Raw genomic sequence first — 15,856 nt, forward strand, 5'->3', positions numbered from 1 at the left:
TTCAGGTAAAGATTATATATTCAGGAAATTCTATTCCCTTGCAGCTTGAGAGGATTTTACATGGTTCACAATACGCCCATAGGACGAATAATTAAGGCCGATACAATTAGCGATGCATGGTATCGCGGACTCAATATAATATGGAATCACGGGGAAAATGTAACTGATGAAAGGGGCAGCAAAATCAAGGAATTCATGAATCTAATGGTTGTTATCGATGATCCTTATTCCAATGAGATACCTGCTGATATTTCCTGGAATCAGGAACGTCTGGACGAATATGCAAAACAGCTAATTACGGGAGAAAATCCCCAGGACTTTGAATATACTTATGGGCAGCGATTACGCAACTGGGATGAGCGAGTGGACCAGATCTCCTATGTAATTGACAAACTCAAAAACAGTAAAAGTACCCGCAGAGCAACTGCGGTAACATGGATACCATACATTGATAATGAAGTTGATGAAGTGCCATGTATGATTCTCGATGATTTCAAAGTCCGGAACAATCGGGTTCATATGACCACCCTTTTCCGCAGTCATGATTTCGCAGGAGCCTATCCTGCAAATCTTTACGGTCTTTCACAGCTTCTAAAATATGTGGTACAGAATACCGGTTATGAAACAGGTACGATTACAACTATCAGCGTATCTGCACATATTTATGAACATGACTGGGACCGCATTGAAAGGATTGTAACAGGTGTGTGCTAAATGAGGGTAAAAATCAGTCGTACCAGTGTGGAGGGTGAAGTTTTTGCACCCCCATCAAAAAGTTACACGCACAGGGCAATCACTATTGGTTCCCTGTCTGAAAAATGTGTTGTTCGCAGGCCACTTATTTCGGAAGACACCAAGGCTACGATCCGTGCATGTAAAATGCTTGGCGCACATATTAATGAGGAGAAAGGGGACCTTTTTATAGAGGGAGTTAAGGGTAAACCTCACATTCCTGAAGATGTAATTGATGTGGGTAATTCGGGTACAACATTGCGTTTTATGACTGCTGTGGCATCCCTTGTGGACGGTGTATCAATTCTAACAGGTGACAATTCCCTGCGCACCAGGCCAAATGGTCCCCTTATTGAAGTTTTGCATGATCTGGGTGCGGAAGTACTATCCACTCTGAATAACGGCTGTGCTCCTCTTGTAGTTAAAGGGGGGTTGAAAGGAGCAATAACCAAGATAGATGGCTCCATCAGTTCCCAGTTCATCTCCGCACTTTTGATAGCATGTCCCCTCACAAGCCAGAGTACCACTCTTTCCATAAAGGGTGAGCTTCGTTCAAAACCCTATGTCAATGTCACTCTCGAAATACTGCGTGAGGCAGGAGCTGAAATATTTGAAGATAGTAGCCATAATATCAAATTCATAATTCCTCCCAACCAGCATTACAATTTAAGGGATTACCTGGTCCCGGGAGACTTTTCTTCTGCATCATATTTACTGGCCGCTGCCGCAATGACCGGTTCCAGGGTAGTTGTGAAGAACATGTTCCCTTCCCAACAGGGGGACATGGCTATAATTGACATACTCAAGCAAATGGGTGCGGGAGTATCCTGGGATAAAGAAAACGGTGTGGTAACGGTTAATGGACGTGATCTTAAAGGTGTACGGGTGGATGCTGCAGCAACGCCGGACCTTGTGCCAACCATAGCCGTCCTGGGTGCTGTTGCTGAAGGACAAACCGTGATAGAGAATGCCGAGCATGTCAGGTATAAGGAAACTGACAGGCTACATGCAATGGCTGTGGAACTCAAGAAGATGGGTGTTTCTGTGAAGGAGGATCAGGATCAACTGACAATAAAAGGGGGTAAACTTAAAGGAGGCGACCTGCACGGCTGGCATGATCATCGTATCGTAATGGCACTTACGATTGCCGGTATGGTTGCGGGCGATACAACCGTGGATACGGCAGAATCGATATTCATCTCCTATCCTAATTTCTTTGATGATGTCAGGTCTTTGGGTGCTGATGTTGTTGTGAATAAACAGTGATTGTGAACCATGAGGTACGATGTTGCCGTGGTGGGAGCCGGGCCTGTGGGTTCGGTTGCTGCAAGGTATGCTGCGCTGTACGGGGCAAAGGTTGCTCTTTTTGAGGAACATGCAACTGTGGGAAGTCCGGTCCAGTGTGCAGGCCTTTTGAGTGTTCGGGCTATGGATGAATGTGGTATAAGTCCCAATGACCTTTCAGTTATTAACAGTGTCAGGGGTGCTTTCGTGTATTCCCCGGCTGGGACCTGTCTTCCGATAGATGGTGGAAGTACCCGTGCCTTTGTGGTCTCACGCAAGATTTTTGACAGGAAACTGGCATCTCTGGCAACTTCTGAAGGAGTGGATCTTTTCCTGAATTCAAAAGTTGTTGCAATAGATAAGAATTCAGGTTTTAGCAGGTTGCATGTCCAAAGATCAGACAAACATGATGTGATCGAAGCTTCTGTGGTCATAGGTGCAGATGGTGTACGTCATGGTGTGGCTTCCATGGTAGGCCTGCCGGCTCCTTCACGTATTATGTCCGGAATCCAGTTTGAAGTTCAAATGAAAACAACTCGCCAGGACTTTGTGGAGCTTTTCGTAGGTACCTGTGCACCTGGTTTTTTTGCATGGGCAATTCCTTTGTCAGATGGCACTGCCAGGCTGGGACTTGCAACCGATAATATGGGCAGTCGGGATTCTCTGTCATATCTCTGTGAACTTAAAGACAAGCTTTCAAAAAGAGGGTGTGCAGTAGAAGGTATGCTGGATTTTGTAGTGGGAGGCATTCCTATAGGTGTTGCAGCCAGGACGTTTTCAGATGGTGTATTGATTTGCGGTGACGCAGCAGGTCAGGTAAAACCAACATCAGGGGGTGGTGTTTATACAGGGGCTGTCTGTGCAAAGATAGCAGGTGAAGTTGCTGCAAAAGCAGCATTTGAAAATGATACTTCCAAATCCCGGCTGGAAGAATATGAAAATCGCTGGAAGCAGGCACTGGGAAAGGAGTTAAATCTGGGGCTGAAAGCGCACGATTTTGTAGGTAGTCTGTCAGATGAGCAACTCGATGAATTATTTTCATCCCTGGCAGAACCGAATGTGCTTTCATTAATTGAAAAGTATGGGGATATGGACCATCCTTCCATATTATTGCGTAAATTCCTGAATCCTTTAAACTCCAGGCATCTAAAAGGTTTTTTTGTAGCTTTTTTGAAGACCCTGCTGTGAATTCAGTATATACTGACCCCTTTTACACTTTTTATGTTAAGGATTTCATTTACAGTATCTCCTGATATCTTTGAATCAGTGATAATAGTCATTTTTGCCTGATCGGTAAAATACGGATCATCTGAAACTGCCTGTCTGATACTAATACTGTGGGCGGCGATCACTCCTGATACTTCTGAAAGAATACCTACTGTAGCCGCATCTTCAGGTGTAATTATTATTACTCCAAGTCCCAGTGCAGGAGCCACATCCCTTAAGAAAGGAATTGAACGCACATTCTGGAATATGTTTCTAAGGGTTTCATCTTCAAGTATTGTGTCGGTAGTTGCATCTACGACCCGGCGGTCCACGCCTGCCTCTTTTGCAAGCTGGGTATGTGCAATCTCTATCTTACCGGAGGTCACTTTCCCATCCTTACTTACCTGAAATCCCCTTTCGAATAAAATTTTCAGTACCTTCTGTTGGGCAGGATGTTTTTCAAACTTTTCAAGTAACATTTTCCACATACAAATCACTATTCATTCAAATTATAAATAGAATTAAGTTCTTTGGTATTTTATTACCTCTTGCAATTTCTAGGTGGGAACTTCTTATTTTGTTTTTACATGTAGGAAGAAAGACATTTTAAGGATAAAGTCCATCATAATACAATCTGATTTGATTGGTTAAATGTGCTTTTTACGAATAAAAAAATCCCTTTCAGGGGTTATACACAAATCTTTTACAATGTGTTATTGTTAAAAATACGGGATTAGGATTATCATATTTGTGTGAAAGGAGGTATTTTGTGAAGGTATACAAAGATTATGAAGACCTGCCAAAAATCAAGCTTCCGCTTGATCAGGAGGTTTGTATCAGTGATAGTACCATCAGGGATGGAGCCCAAATGCCGGGGATTGTCTTAAAAAGCGGCCACAAGGTTCGAATTTATGACTATCTGCACGAGATTGGCATTGAAAAACTGGAAACGTTCGTTTATAATGAACGAGATCGCAAAGCCATTGGTCTCATGCTTGACAGAGGATATGAAGTACCCGAGGTAACGGGCTGGGCACGTGCAAAAAAAGAAGATATAGATAAGGTACTGCAGATTGGTGGTCTCAATGAAACCGGTATATTGATGTCTGTCTCAGATGTCCACATTCTGGAAAAGATGGGATTGCCCAGCAGAGAAGCTGCCGAGGACAGGTACCTTGAAGCCCTTCAGTATGCGGTAGATCATGGTCTTGCTACCCGTGCTCATGTGGAAGACATGACCCGTGCTGATAATTATGGTTTTGTCTATCCAATGATTGAAAAGATAATGGAAATTGACCCGGAATGTACCATAAGGGTGTGCGACACCATCGGCTATGGAATACCTTTTGATGGAGTGGACGAACCCTATGGTATTCCCTCAATTACCAAATATCTCAAAGATGAGATTGGTGTTAGAAACATCGAAAGCCACTGCCATGATGATTTTGGTTTTGCTTTTACAAATTCGATGGCATCTTACTGGTATGGTGCCAACTGGTCCAATGTAACCTTTATGGGTATAGGTGAGAGGGCCGGAAATGCTGAAATGGAAAAATTGCTTTTGTTCCTGGGCCAGCGGGTGGAAGGTTTTGATAAATACAATCTTGATGTCATAACTGAATTCTCTGAATTCATGCAAAAAGAAATCGGGATACGTGTACCTCGCAATAAAGCTGTGGTTGGTAAAAATGTATTCTCTCACGAATCAGGTATACATGCTGCCGGTGCTATTAAGAATCCTTTCACATACGAACCATATCCCCCGGAGGTTGTGGGTGGGGAACGTATATTCCTTGTCGGCGATTCTTCAGGTACTGAGGTCTTAAGATATAAGATCCAGGAAACCCTGCGGGAATTGCTTGATGTACAGATCACCGTGGAGAAGAAGGATCCCAGACTTAAATCCATACAGAAGGATATCCAGGCACTCTATGACAACGAAAAGCGTGTATCCTGTATCTCTGATGAGGAAATCCAGGGTTATGTCGAGAAATACTTCCTGTTTGAGCCAGTTGTAGAAAAGAACATGAGCAGGGAAAGTGCCTACTCTGGTGAATTTGTACCAGATCCCCTTTCAAGAAAGAAGAAGGATGTATAAGGTAATTATTCACCTTATACATTTTTACTACTTTTACTGAAGTTTACTGATGATAGCGTCTGTCATTTCACTGAGTTTTGCACTGCCGCCCATATCGTAAGTTACATACTTACCTTCGGAAATGACTTCTTCGGTTGCTTTAAAAATAGCATTTGCATTGTCTTTTTCTCCGAGATAGTCAAGCATCCAGGCACCGGCAAGAATTGTTGCAACAGGATTTACTTTGTCTTCTCCTGCGTATTTAGGTGCTGAACCGTGGGCAGGTTCGAACATTGCATAATTGTCCCCGATGTTTGCGGAATATATCAGGCCGATACTTCCTATAAGAGCGGAGCATTCCTCGCTGATAACATCCATGAACAGGTTAGTGGAAAGCAATACTTTCTTGTTGAAAAACTGCGGGTTCTTGATAAGTTGCTGGGCAATATTGTCAATGTGATATTCCCAGATGTCAATATCAGGATATTCTTTTCCTATATTCTCGACCTCTTCTAGGAAAGTTCCGCATGTCTGTTTGAGGATATTGCTCTTGTGGATTGGAACGACTGCATCATACCCACGTTTCTTTGCTTCTTCAAAGGCATACCTTGCAATGCTACGGCAGGCCGGTCGGGTAATCTTACGCAGTGCGATATATACATCATCCGTCAGTTTTACTTCTTCACCTATGTATATTCCTTCCGTTCCTTCACGTACGCAGATAAAGTCAACATCACCAAGGGGTGTGTTCGTGTTGGGGAATGTTTTTGTAGGCCGGACATTTGCGTAAAGATTGTATTTCTGTCTGATTGATACTGCGACACTTTTTGGAGAACCCGCGCCTCCGGGGGTGGTAGTTGGTCCTTTGAAACAGGCATCGGAGTTTTCCAGTATTTCCCATGTCTCATCGGGAATAAGGGTATTTCCTCCGTTTTCCTCCCACCAGGCGGCACCGGCTTCACAGGGTACAAACTCCACATCCGTACCTGCTGCCTCTGCTACTTTAAGCATGGCATCGACAAGTTCCGGCCCGACTCCGTCTCCTTTAATAACTGCTGCAGTTTTACTCATTTTAATCACTTCTATAATTAATTGTATTAATACGGCTATTGTGCCCCTTTAATGCCTCCATCATATATATGCTATCTGCCCAGTTGATCGCAACAACAATGTTCATCTATTTTTGATAATTTCCAGGTGTTTATTAGATTAATTGCGTTAATTTCATTTCCTGAGTATTTTTATATGGCAGGGAATCATACTTTCTTTCATGTCCCCAAACATTCCTATTACAGATGAGCATATACATATTGACCCTCGGGCAAAGGGTATTGATGCTGTAAAACAATTCCAGAATGCCGGGGGTACCCATATGATGGTGGTCTCCAAACCTACATGGACGCTTGGGGTCGAAGTTGTAAAACCAGATGACTATCGTATTGTTTTTGATGAAACCGTGGATATAGTTCGTCAGATCAATGAAATAGGGGTTGGTGCTTTTCCTGTCCTTGGTGTACACCCGGCTGAAATAACCAAACTGTGTGAAAGGATGGAACTTGAAAATGCCATCTCTCTTATGAAGTCAGGTCTGGAAATTGCATCTGAATATGTAAACGAGGGTCTTGCCGTGGGGTTGAAAAGCGGACGTCCTCATTATCCTGTTTCGGATGAGGTATGGGAAGCCTCCAACTCAATAATGTCTCATGCTTTTTCCCTGGGCAAGGATCTGGGATGTGCTGTCCAGCTGCATACTGAAAGTGTAGGAGAAGCTGAGCTGGAGGACATTGCCAGCAGGGCAAAGAGTGTTGGTATCTCCCTGGATAAAGTTGTAAAACATTATGCACCTCCCCTTGTGGATGTCTGTGAAAGGATAGGCTTGTATCCTGGTGTACTTGCCGGCAAAGGAGCAATTGAACAAGCCCTTAAGCAGGGTAGTCGTTTCATGATGGAGACGGATTATATTGATGATCCGCAACGTCCCGGTGCAGTACTGGGGCCAAAAACCATTCCCCGGCGAACCCTGAAACTTGTTGAAACCTATGGGGAAGAAGTTTTTTGGAAGGTTCATAAGGAGAATATCGAATCTGTTTATGAAGTGGCCATTGAACTTTAAATATCAAATAACAACAATTATCTATATTTTTGTTCGTTATTATCCTATCAGGAGATAATTCATGAAATTCCTTGTTGATAAACTACCGGAAACTGCAAATGCTTTTGCAGATATGCGTGCATCCCTTTTCAAGGACAGCGCCCTGGACATAAAGACAAAAGAATTGATCGCTGTTTCCTCATCTGTCCTGATGAGGTGTGAAAAATGTGTAGAAATACATTCAAAACGTGCAAAAGAGAATGGTGCAACAGAGGAGGAGATTGCGGAAGCAATTGCAGTCTCGATGTTTATTGCCGGGGGTTCGCAGTTACACTGGACCCGGAAATATGATCAGATTTTTGAAAATGCAAATGAATGAAACTGATGCTGGCATTATTAAAATTTAGACTCCGAATCCTTCCTGCAAACATTTTTCTCTGCGGCATCCGGCAGTTAAACGGAGTTCTTCTCTTATTTCAATACAATTTTGCCATAATCCGTGAACATTGCAGTATGCAAGGGCGCAGAACTCTCTGTATTTGCCAAAATGTACCAGTCTGAATAATGCATCAGGTGAAGTTCCCGGGGCGAAGTTGACTCGTCCGATCTTGATAGTATTCAGCATTTTAGTGCGTGCATACAATTCAATCCATTGAATTTGATGCTGCAGCGAATTCGGATGTTTCACATTTACCCCGGCTGCAACATGGATGTAATCCTTGCCGCTGTTGCCATAATTTTTTAGAACTTCAATAGAAGGTATGTGTCTTTCTTTTGATTGGTCGTCATATTTGTGTGACCTGTCATTTTTCATAATTTCTGATGGATCCATAATTTAGCCTGCCTGTTATCTTTAAAAGTGGGTAGTTTCTCAGAATGTTGTCTCCACTCTTCTTACAACTCCTCTGAGCAGTCTGGCAAGAATATCCGACCCCGTCATTATTCTTTTTTCATCATCTCCCCAATAGATTATGACATCCAGATCAATTACTTCCCCTTTATCCTGGTCAGGATACAGCCGGAGTTTCGGGATAACCTCTTCAAGTCTGGTTTTTGGTGACGTGACAATAACAGGTCTGTGGCAATAGTCTTCGGGATAGATGGTGTTACCGTAGGCTAGATCTCTGAAAAGATCATCACTGTTAAGGGTTCGTATGGGTTCCCCTTCCAGATTGGTGATAATAATCCATTTTCTGCCCGCTTCACTGACTTTCTTAAGAAACGGATCTTCAAGGGTCTGTTTAACTTCCGGAAAAACCGGTTTCCTGTTTTTTGTAGGAAGTGCAATTATACTCTTTGGGTCGATTGGGTTACCTTCCTTTGTTATTTTGGTATCATCCAGAGTCAAGAAATTAAGAGCCCCCTGTCCTTCCACACTTCCGATATCGGACCTTTCCGACTGTATATGCCTCTGGAGAACTTTTTTCAACGAGCGTTCCCTGAAAAATGTTAGCTCCTCTTTCCCAAGCCACCAGTCAAGCATTATTGCCGAAGATTTTGCAACCGGGAACAGGAGCAACTGATATACTCTGACAATTGGTACAAGGGATGCGCCGGCTTTCAGGGCTTTCCTTGTAAAATATGCCTGAGGCATAATTTCCCCAAAACATGTAGTAATTACTGTAGAGAAAAGGAAGGCAGCCATTCCGCCCATTAGAGAATTTGTTAACAGGGCTATAAGGACATTTGCAGCTACATTCCCCCACAGTAAAGTTGTTAAAAGATAGTTCGAATCGTGCCTGATGTCCAGCACTTTTCTTGCATCCAAATTGCCTGATTCGGCTTCAGTTTCCAGACCCATTCTGCTCAGTCCGAAAAGTCCAATTGTAAGGCCGGAAAACATTGCCGATTGACTGACAAAAAATAAAAGTAGAATCCAGGTTATGATTTCCATATTTTGCTTCCACTATAGTTGTGCGCCAATATATTTATACCTACTTAAAACTTTGACTGTTGGAAGATTATACTTATTGCTACCAATTTGTATTATCGAAGTTTTTGGTGTTATTTTCCTGTCAGCACAAATGCCATTAATTATTATAGAAGAGAGGTTGTTTCAATTTTAATGGGGATATGTTTGCCTGACTGGTAATCTTTGCTATATAGCCTTATATTTACTTTTGTTTGCGGGTTTGGTATTTTTACTTCATGGGTATCTGTGATATTATCATCCAGGGTTACCTTGAATATAACCTTGCCTTTAGATCTCGGCAGTTTAAGCTACCAAGACCTTTCCTTTGAGATATCCGTTTTACCTTCTAATTTGTATGTTTCCTTTATTATAGATATATTATTTGAGTCAAAAACTTCGATTACTGCAATGTGCTTCATCTCATCTTGATTATGAACTGTGAATAAAAATTGGGATACGCCTGTATATATAAAAGGGATTAGGACAAAGAATGATATTAACAGAAAAACTGCTGCAAATCCTGTGGCAACAATTAATTTTTTAGATTTTCTCAGGTAATCCCTCCATTAGAAACAAGTGTTTCATCTTTTATTATAATTAATATATTCAAAATTTATATTTGTTCAGATATCATTTATTTTATATATTAATTATACCTGGTTTTTCATCTAAATGTTTATTTTTTGTTTATTGGTTGGGTTAATATACTATTGACATTTTTGATTTGAGAATTATATTATAACTTCTATTGGTTATAAGGGTAAAAGTCATAATAGTTTTCAATGTAATATTCATGTGTCTATACGAAATAGGCTTTTGAGTGAGGGTAGAATATGACCGAGAAAACAGCATTAGACTGGATAGCAATTGCTCTTGTAGTAATTGGAGGTTTGAATTGGGGATTGTTTGGTATATCACAGGACTATAACCTGGTAGAACTTATCTTTGGATATAGTGCAATCGCACGGGTAGTCTACATTCTTGTAGGACTGGCAGCCCTGTATATGATATACTTTGCAAGCAAAGACCACCAATAATTTGGTGGCCTTATTTTTTATGCATGATGAAAAGTGCAGACAGCATAATTATGCTTTCCAAAAGCCCGAATGAAGGCGATTTTTCCGGCATCTTTGTACTATCTGGAAGGCTTTTATCACCCAGTTCTATCACTGAAATGGAATGTCTCTTTTTTTTTGTGGATGTATACGCAATTTTATTTCCTTCCGGTGACCACTGTTGCATAAACCCTTTCCCGATTTGCAGTTTTTCATTTCCTTTGTGGTCAGTTATCCACATTCCATATTCTCCGATATCTCCATAATTAAATACAATTTTATCTGCATCAGGCGACCATGCAGGAAATGAATATGCCTTGAAGTATCCCGAATCGTTGGTTATTTTTCTTTGATTGCTACCATCAGTGTTCATAACCCACAGGCTTGTAGTGTGATTATTATTCGTTTTAACATATGCAATTTCATCCCCCTCCGGTGACCAGGCAATGTCATATGCTTTTCCTTCGAAAATCCGGGATTTTTCTGAACCGTCACTTTCCATAATCCAGATGCCTTCAGTTTCCGGATTATTCGAAACGTAAGCAATGAGGTCCCCTTCGGGTTGCCATTGTGGTTCAAGATAGGGGCCATTGCTATCAGTGAGTCTAATATTTTCGCTACCATCGGAATTAATTATCCATATATCTGAGTCCTTGCAGATATTTGAGTTATTTAACATTCTTTGTTTTGTCCCATCTTCTTTTTCTACCATACCCCATATATCACCGTTTTCAGAAGCTGCAGATACATAAACAATTTTAGAGCCGTCAGGATTCCAGTCGGCTTCCCAACCCCTCAAGCCCAGCAGGTAGTTTTCCAGAAAGGCTCCTTCAGTTAGTTTCTTTTTGCCAGAACCGTCTGGATGCATCGTCCATAATTCATGATTTCCTGTCAGATTTGATATATAGAGTAACAAATTTCCTTCAGGAGACCAAGGGTCAAAGAAAAAACCACCGCTTTCATTTCCAGAAGTTAATTTTTCTTTATCCATTCCACCTTCTCTTGATAAGCAGGCACTTAGATTTTCCAGTGAATTACCTGTGCTTGAAGAATAGGCGATATATGTTCCGTCGGGTGACCAGTACGGAGCAAAAGTGTGTGTGGAATTTTCAATTGCAAATGTATTCTCGTCTGCACTAGAGGGGGTTACAATAAAAAATAATACCAGACAGAAAAAACAAAGAATTATTTTTAAATTCATTTTCATACATCCAATACACAGTAACAAAATGTACTGCCCGATCCCAGCACAATCCCAGATATAGGGGCTACGCACCAAACATCATAATTCAGCTTGATTTTATATGTATCTGAGTTGGAAGGTACATCAAAATTGATTGTACGTGATTTGGAGCATCCATCATATTCATACTCATCCCCAAGCATATTAATGGGTTCTATAAGTTTGACTGTTACTTTTGCCTCATTACAATTTACTGGAGTAGGATTTGAAGGATCATCATAATATATTCCTGCACAGCCATATGCACTCCATGTTGCTTCGATGTAACGGCTTCCGTCTTCTCTTTCATATAATGATGCTGTTACTTCCAAATCTGCATTTGTACTGTTAGAACCAGACGTACATGTAGTTATTTTTGTTGTCATTCATGAAACTCCTTTGTCTTATGTGGGTATAACTTACTAAGTGCACACTATATAAATTAATTGGGCATATATTTTATTTTACTTCAAGGTTGCCACATTGATTCACAATGTCTGATAGCAAACCTTTAATCCTCCCAGACAATATTCTCTTCCCCAAACCAACCTAAAACAATCCTTTTAATTTTTCAGTACCCATGTCTCTCAAAAATATAATGATAAAAGGTGCCAAAGAGCACAACTTAAAGAATATTGATGTAGTGTTGCCCAGGGATAAATTAATCGTGATCACGGGTTTAAGTGGCTCGGGCAAGTCATCTCTTGCGTTTGATACGATCTATGCTGAAGGCCAGCGTCGCTATGTTGAATCCCTTTCATCATATGCCCGGCAATTCCTGGGCCAGATGGAAAAACCCGATGTGGAATACATTGAAGGTCTCTCTCCTGCTATTTCCATCGAACAGAAAACCACCAGTAAGAACCCTCGCTCTACTGTGGGCACAGTTACCGAGATATACGATTACCTGAGATTGCTGTTTGCTCGGATAGGGGTTCGCCACTGCCCGGATTGTGGGCGTGCCATCGAACCCCAGAGTGTTGACCAGATTGTGGACAACATAATGAAGTTCCCTGCAAAAAGCAAACTTCATATCCTGGCGCCTGTTGTTCGGGAGCGTAAAGGTGAATACAGGAAGCTGCTTTCTGATATCCGGTCTGATGGTTATTCCCGTGCACGTGTGGATGGGGAGATAATCCGGCTCGATGAAGCTGATTCCCTGGAACTGGGGCGCTACAATAAACATAACATTGAAATTGTGGTAGACAGGCTTTCCATCAAAGAAGGAATAGAAGAACGTCTTTCTGATTCTGTGGAGCAGGCCCTTGCCAGGAGTGGCGGGACTGTTATAGCTGATGTTGTCGATGGCGATGAATTCGTATTCAGCGAAAAACTTGCCTGTCCACACTGTGGAACCGGATTTGAAGAACTGGAACCTGCCATGTTTTCCTTTAACAGCCCCCAGGGAGCATGTGATGTCTGTCATGGCCTGGGTACTTCCATGGAATTCGATCCGGACCTGATAATTCCTGGCAGATCCCTGTCTCTCAATGAAGGAGCAGTTGAACCTTGGGGTACGAGAAAAGATGGCTACTACATGCAGTCTCTCCAGTCCCTTGCTGATCATTTCGGATTTTCTATGGATGCACCGTTTGAAGATCTGGAGCCACAGTACCAGAATATGATTCTCTATGGCACGGCCACCAAAGTCCCGATGGTCCATACCGGTAAAGGTGGAGGTATCTGGAAACGTAACAGTAGGTTTAAAGGTGTTATTGCTGCCATTTCCAAGATATACAATCGTACAGATTCAGAAAATACCAAGGACCGGCTCAAACGGTATATAAGCACCAAACCATGTCCGGCATGTGAAGGTGAAAGACTCAAGCCAGCCAGTCTGTCTGTTTTCATAGAAAAGTTCAACATAATCCAGACAACTCATATGCCTATTGAGGATTGTCTCCACTTCTTCGAGAAACTGGAACTTCATTTGGACCAGCGGGAATTTTCCATAGCCCGCCTGATATTGAAGGAAATTAAATCCAGGCTGGGCTTTTTGGTTGATGTGGGTCTTGATTATCTAACTTTGAGTCGTTCAGCATCCACTCTTTCCGGAGGGGAGGCCCAGCGTATCCGTCTTGCCACCCAGATAGGCTCCAGTTTGATGGGTGTACTGTACATTCTGGATGAACCGAGTATTGGTTTGCATCAGCGGGATAATCTCAGGCTTATCAACACTCTCAAACACTTACGTGATATCGGTAACACTGTGATTGTTGTGGAGCATGATGAAGAAACAATAATGAGTGCCGATCATGTCGTGGATATGGGTCCAGGTGCCGGTATTCATGGGGGTGACCTGGTAGCGGAGGGTACCCCTGTGGAAATTATGCAAAATCCGGATTCTCTCACGGGGAAATACCTTGAGAGGAAACTGGAAATCCCGGTACCATTGGAAAGGCGTACTCCTGAGGGTTTCATTAAACTGATTGGTGCTGCTGAAAACAATCTCAAGGAAATTGACGTGGAATTCCCTCTCTCAGTAATGATATGCGTAACCGGGGTTTCAGGGTCAGGTAAAAGTACACTTATCAATGAAACCCTGAATAAGGTGTTAGCCCGCAAACTCAATCGTGCCAGGGAGAGAACCGGAAAATATTCCGGTATAGAAGGTCTTGAAAATGTTGACAAGGTAATTACAATAGACCAGTCTCCGATTGGCAGGACTCCCAGATCCAATCCGGCTACCTATACCAATCTCTTCACACCCATACGTGAATTATTTGCCCAGACAAAACTTTCCAAATCCCGTGGCTATAGACCGGGACGTTTCAGTTTCAATGTACGTGGAGGCCGTTGTGAGACATGTGGCGGGGAGGGAATAATCACTATTGAAATGCACTTTTTGCCCGATGTTTATGTGCCCTGTGAAGTCTGTCATGGTAAACGGTATAACAGGGAAACCCTTGAGGTCACTTACAAAGATAAAAGCATAGCCGATGTACTGGATATGACAGTGGAAGAGGCTCTTGGTTTTTTTGAGAATGTGCCAAAAATAAAACGTAAGTTACAGACACTTTTTGATGTTGGTCTGGGCTACATCAAACTCGGCCAGTCTTCAACCACGCTTTCTGGGGGAGAAGCCCAGCGCGTCAAACTTGCTACTGAACTGAGTAAACGCTCTACCGGTAAAACTGTCTATATTCTTGATGAACCAACTACTGGATTGCATTTTGATGATGTCAGGAAGTTACTTGAAGTGCTCCAGCGCCTCGTTGAGGGGGGAAATACAGTAATTGTCATAGAGCACAATCTGGATGTTATCAAGGTTGCAGATTGGATTATTGATCTTGGTCCTGAAGGTGGAGAAGGTGGAGGACGTGTCATTGCAGAAGGGGTCCCCGAAAATGTGGCAAAGGTCGAAGGTTCCTATACCGGTGAATTTTTGAAAAATATTCTCTCCCGATAATTCGGCCACAAGGTTTATTTTCTTTCAGGAAAAAATTTACATAACCAAAATACTGGTTACCGGTTTTCCGGGGGTGTATGTATGGTAAGAAAAATCCGTTGCAAGAATATCAAGAATGACCTCGAATATCTTGGGGACATTATGTCGCATCAGGAATGCAGGGAGCCCACTCCTGATGTGGCCAGGTTCAAGACCCAGGTAGAATATAAGAAGACATTATGCAAAATACTAAGGGATGAAAAAGAGAAGGAAGAGCTTGATCGCTGATTCCTTCAGATATCATATTTTTCAAAACAGGGAAGGCAGTAATAGTTCCCGTTCATAACTCTTGCCCGGCTTTCCATCATTCCTTCGCCACATTCGTGGCAGATGAGGGTCTGGAAAATAACTGCCTTTTCAGGCGGCTTTATTTCGATTTCCTCAATTTTGAACAGCTCTTCAAGAGGCATGTTCAGGACATCGTGGGATTTTTCTTCATGTTTTTCCTTAAACCGTTTCTTTTCCTCTTCTGTAGCACTGCCTTCCCTTATTTTTGGAAACAGGTTCTGATGTTCTTCATCATTTTTCATCCCATCAGGTTTCAACACAAGCCTGAGGGCTTTATCGTCTCCCCGATTGAAGAAAGTGTATACATGTTTGCCGAAATCACGGTATATCAGATTACCTTTACCGAAGGTGCATCCATTGACCACCTGTATGGCATCCACAGAGCATGACTTGTTTTCAACTATGCACACGAGCTCTTCATCTTCTGCCCTTATATTTTTGAAATGTTCTTCAGCTGCTTTTGCAGCCCTGAATCCCAGGGATAATCCGGGACAAAGATGGCCGTGGAACTTTATTGCGTCTTCAATTTCCATTAAATCC

At 42.2% G+C, this 15,856-nt stretch carries 16 protein-coding genes; 9 read left to right on the forward strand and 7 right to left on the reverse strand.

From position 1 onward, the window contains the following. Positions 1–60: 60 nt before the first annotated feature. The 3 genes from EFE42_RS07520 to EFE42_RS07530 are packed head-to-tail and all read left to right on the forward strand — an operon-like array spanning position 61 to position 3,204. The gene (locus EFE42_RS07520) at positions 61–714 is read left to right on the forward strand and encodes a thymidylate synthase (protein ID WP_123136665.1); all 654 of its coding nucleotides are present in this window, start codon (positions 61–63) and stop codon (positions 712–714) included. Next, positions 715–1,998, forward strand: coding sequence for a 3-phosphoshikimate 1-carboxyvinyltransferase (aroA, locus tag EFE42_RS07525; RefSeq protein ID WP_123136666.1), 1,284 nt, complete (start codon positions 715–717; stop codon positions 1,996–1,998). It begins immediately after the preceding gene. 9 nt (positions 1,999–2,007) lie between these two features. Then, positions 2,008–3,204: an NAD(P)/FAD-dependent oxidoreductase gene (locus tag EFE42_RS07530; protein ID WP_123136667.1), complete on the forward strand. Its 1,197-nt coding sequence runs from the start codon at positions 2,008–2,010 to the stop codon at positions 3,202–3,204. Positions 3,205–3,206: 2 nt separating this feature from the next. On the opposite strand, the gene EFE42_RS07535 is transcribed toward EFE42_RS07530, so the two are convergent. Beyond that, positions 3,207–3,710 carry an amino acid-binding protein gene (locus tag EFE42_RS07535; protein WP_123136668.1) on the reverse strand — a complete coding sequence of 168 codons (504 nt, stop codon included), beginning with the start codon at positions 3,708–3,710 and terminating at the stop codon, positions 3,207–3,209. A 281-nt stretch (positions 3,711–3,991) separates the two neighbouring features. Here EFE42_RS07535 and EFE42_RS07540 point away from each other — a divergent pair, with 281 nt between their 5' ends. Then, the gene (locus EFE42_RS07540; RefSeq protein WP_123136669.1) at positions 3,992–5,320 is read left to right on the forward strand and encodes an isopropylmalate synthase; all 1,329 of its coding nucleotides are present in this window, start codon (positions 3,992–3,994) and stop codon (positions 5,318–5,320) included. A gap of 33 nt (positions 5,321–5,353) precedes the next feature. On the opposite strand, the gene EFE42_RS07545 is transcribed toward EFE42_RS07540, so the two are convergent. Further along, entirely contained in the window at positions 5,354–6,370 is a 1,017-nt protein-coding gene (locus EFE42_RS07545) for an isocitrate/isopropylmalate dehydrogenase family protein (RefSeq protein WP_123136670.1), read from the reverse strand. A 199-nt stretch (positions 6,371–6,569) separates the two neighbouring features. Between EFE42_RS07545 and EFE42_RS07550 the strand changes: the two genes are divergently transcribed. Together EFE42_RS07550 and EFE42_RS07555 are read left to right on the forward strand one after the other, a co-directional pair. Further along, positions 6,570–7,412 carry a TatD family hydrolase gene (locus tag EFE42_RS07550; RefSeq protein ID WP_123136671.1) on the forward strand — a complete coding sequence of 281 codons (843 nt, stop codon included), beginning with the start codon at positions 6,570–6,572 and terminating at the stop codon, positions 7,410–7,412. 61 nt (positions 7,413–7,473) lie between these two features. Beyond that, positions 7,474–7,770 (forward strand): carboxymuconolactone decarboxylase family protein, encoded by a 297-nt coding sequence (locus tag EFE42_RS07555; RefSeq protein ID WP_123136672.1) that lies wholly within the window; start codon positions 7,474–7,476, stop codon positions 7,768–7,770. A 24-nt stretch (positions 7,771–7,794) separates the two neighbouring features. Here the strand turns inward: EFE42_RS07555 and EFE42_RS07560 are convergent, their stop codons facing one another. Then, positions 7,795–8,223: a desulfoferrodoxin family protein gene (locus EFE42_RS07560; RefSeq protein WP_123136673.1), complete on the reverse strand. Its 429-nt coding sequence runs from the start codon at positions 8,221–8,223 to the stop codon at positions 7,795–7,797. A 39-nt stretch (positions 8,224–8,262) separates the two neighbouring features. Further along, a complete protein-coding gene (locus EFE42_RS07565) occupies positions 8,263–9,285 on the reverse strand; it encodes a DUF21 domain-containing protein (RefSeq protein WP_123136674.1) in 1,023 nt (340 codons plus the stop codon). Positions 9,286–10,136: 851 nt separating this feature from the next. Here EFE42_RS07565 and EFE42_RS07570 point away from each other — a divergent pair. Further along, entirely contained in the window at positions 10,137–10,340 is a 204-nt protein-coding gene (locus EFE42_RS07570; RefSeq protein ID WP_072560261.1) for a DUF378 domain-containing protein, read from the forward strand. Positions 10,341–10,350: 10 nt separating this feature from the next. Here EFE42_RS07570 and EFE42_RS07575 read toward each other — a convergent pair whose 3' ends face one another. Together EFE42_RS07575 and EFE42_RS07580 are read right to left on the reverse strand one after the other, a co-directional pair. Next, positions 10,351–11,559 (reverse strand): DUF5050 domain-containing protein, encoded by a 1,209-nt coding sequence (locus tag EFE42_RS07575; RefSeq protein ID WP_158599205.1) that lies wholly within the window; start codon positions 11,557–11,559, stop codon positions 10,351–10,353. A gap of 2 nt (positions 11,560–11,561) precedes the next feature. Then, complete coding sequence (locus tag EFE42_RS07580; RefSeq protein ID WP_123136676.1) at positions 11,562–11,966, reverse strand: hypothetical protein; 405 nt, start codon at positions 11,964–11,966, stop codon at positions 11,562–11,564. A gap of 194 nt (positions 11,967–12,160) precedes the next feature. Between EFE42_RS07580 and uvrA the strand changes: the two genes are divergently transcribed. Both uvrA and EFE42_RS07590 read left to right on the forward strand, forming a co-directional pair. Then, the gene (gene uvrA, locus EFE42_RS07585) at positions 12,161–14,989 is read left to right on the forward strand and encodes an excinuclease ABC subunit UvrA (RefSeq protein ID WP_123136677.1); all 2,829 of its coding nucleotides are present in this window, start codon (positions 12,161–12,163) and stop codon (positions 14,987–14,989) included. Between the two features lie 81 nt (positions 14,990–15,070). Beyond that, on the forward strand, positions 15,071–15,256 hold the full coding sequence (locus tag EFE42_RS07590; protein WP_123136678.1) for a hypothetical protein: 186 nt from the start codon (positions 15,071–15,073) through the stop codon (positions 15,254–15,256). A gap of 5 nt (positions 15,257–15,261) precedes the next feature. Here EFE42_RS07590 and EFE42_RS07595 read toward each other — a convergent pair whose 3' ends face one another. Beyond that, positions 15,262–15,849 (reverse strand): FmdE family protein, encoded by a 588-nt coding sequence (locus EFE42_RS07595; protein ID WP_123136679.1) that lies wholly within the window; start codon positions 15,847–15,849, stop codon positions 15,262–15,264. Between the last annotated feature and the right edge of the window lie 7 nt (positions 15,850–15,856).

Origin of the sequence: Methanohalophilus sp. RSK (genome assembly GCF_003722075.1) — an archaeon.
Taxonomy (GTDB): domain Archaea; phylum Halobacteriota; class Methanosarcinia; order Methanosarcinales; family Methanosarcinaceae; genus Methanohalophilus.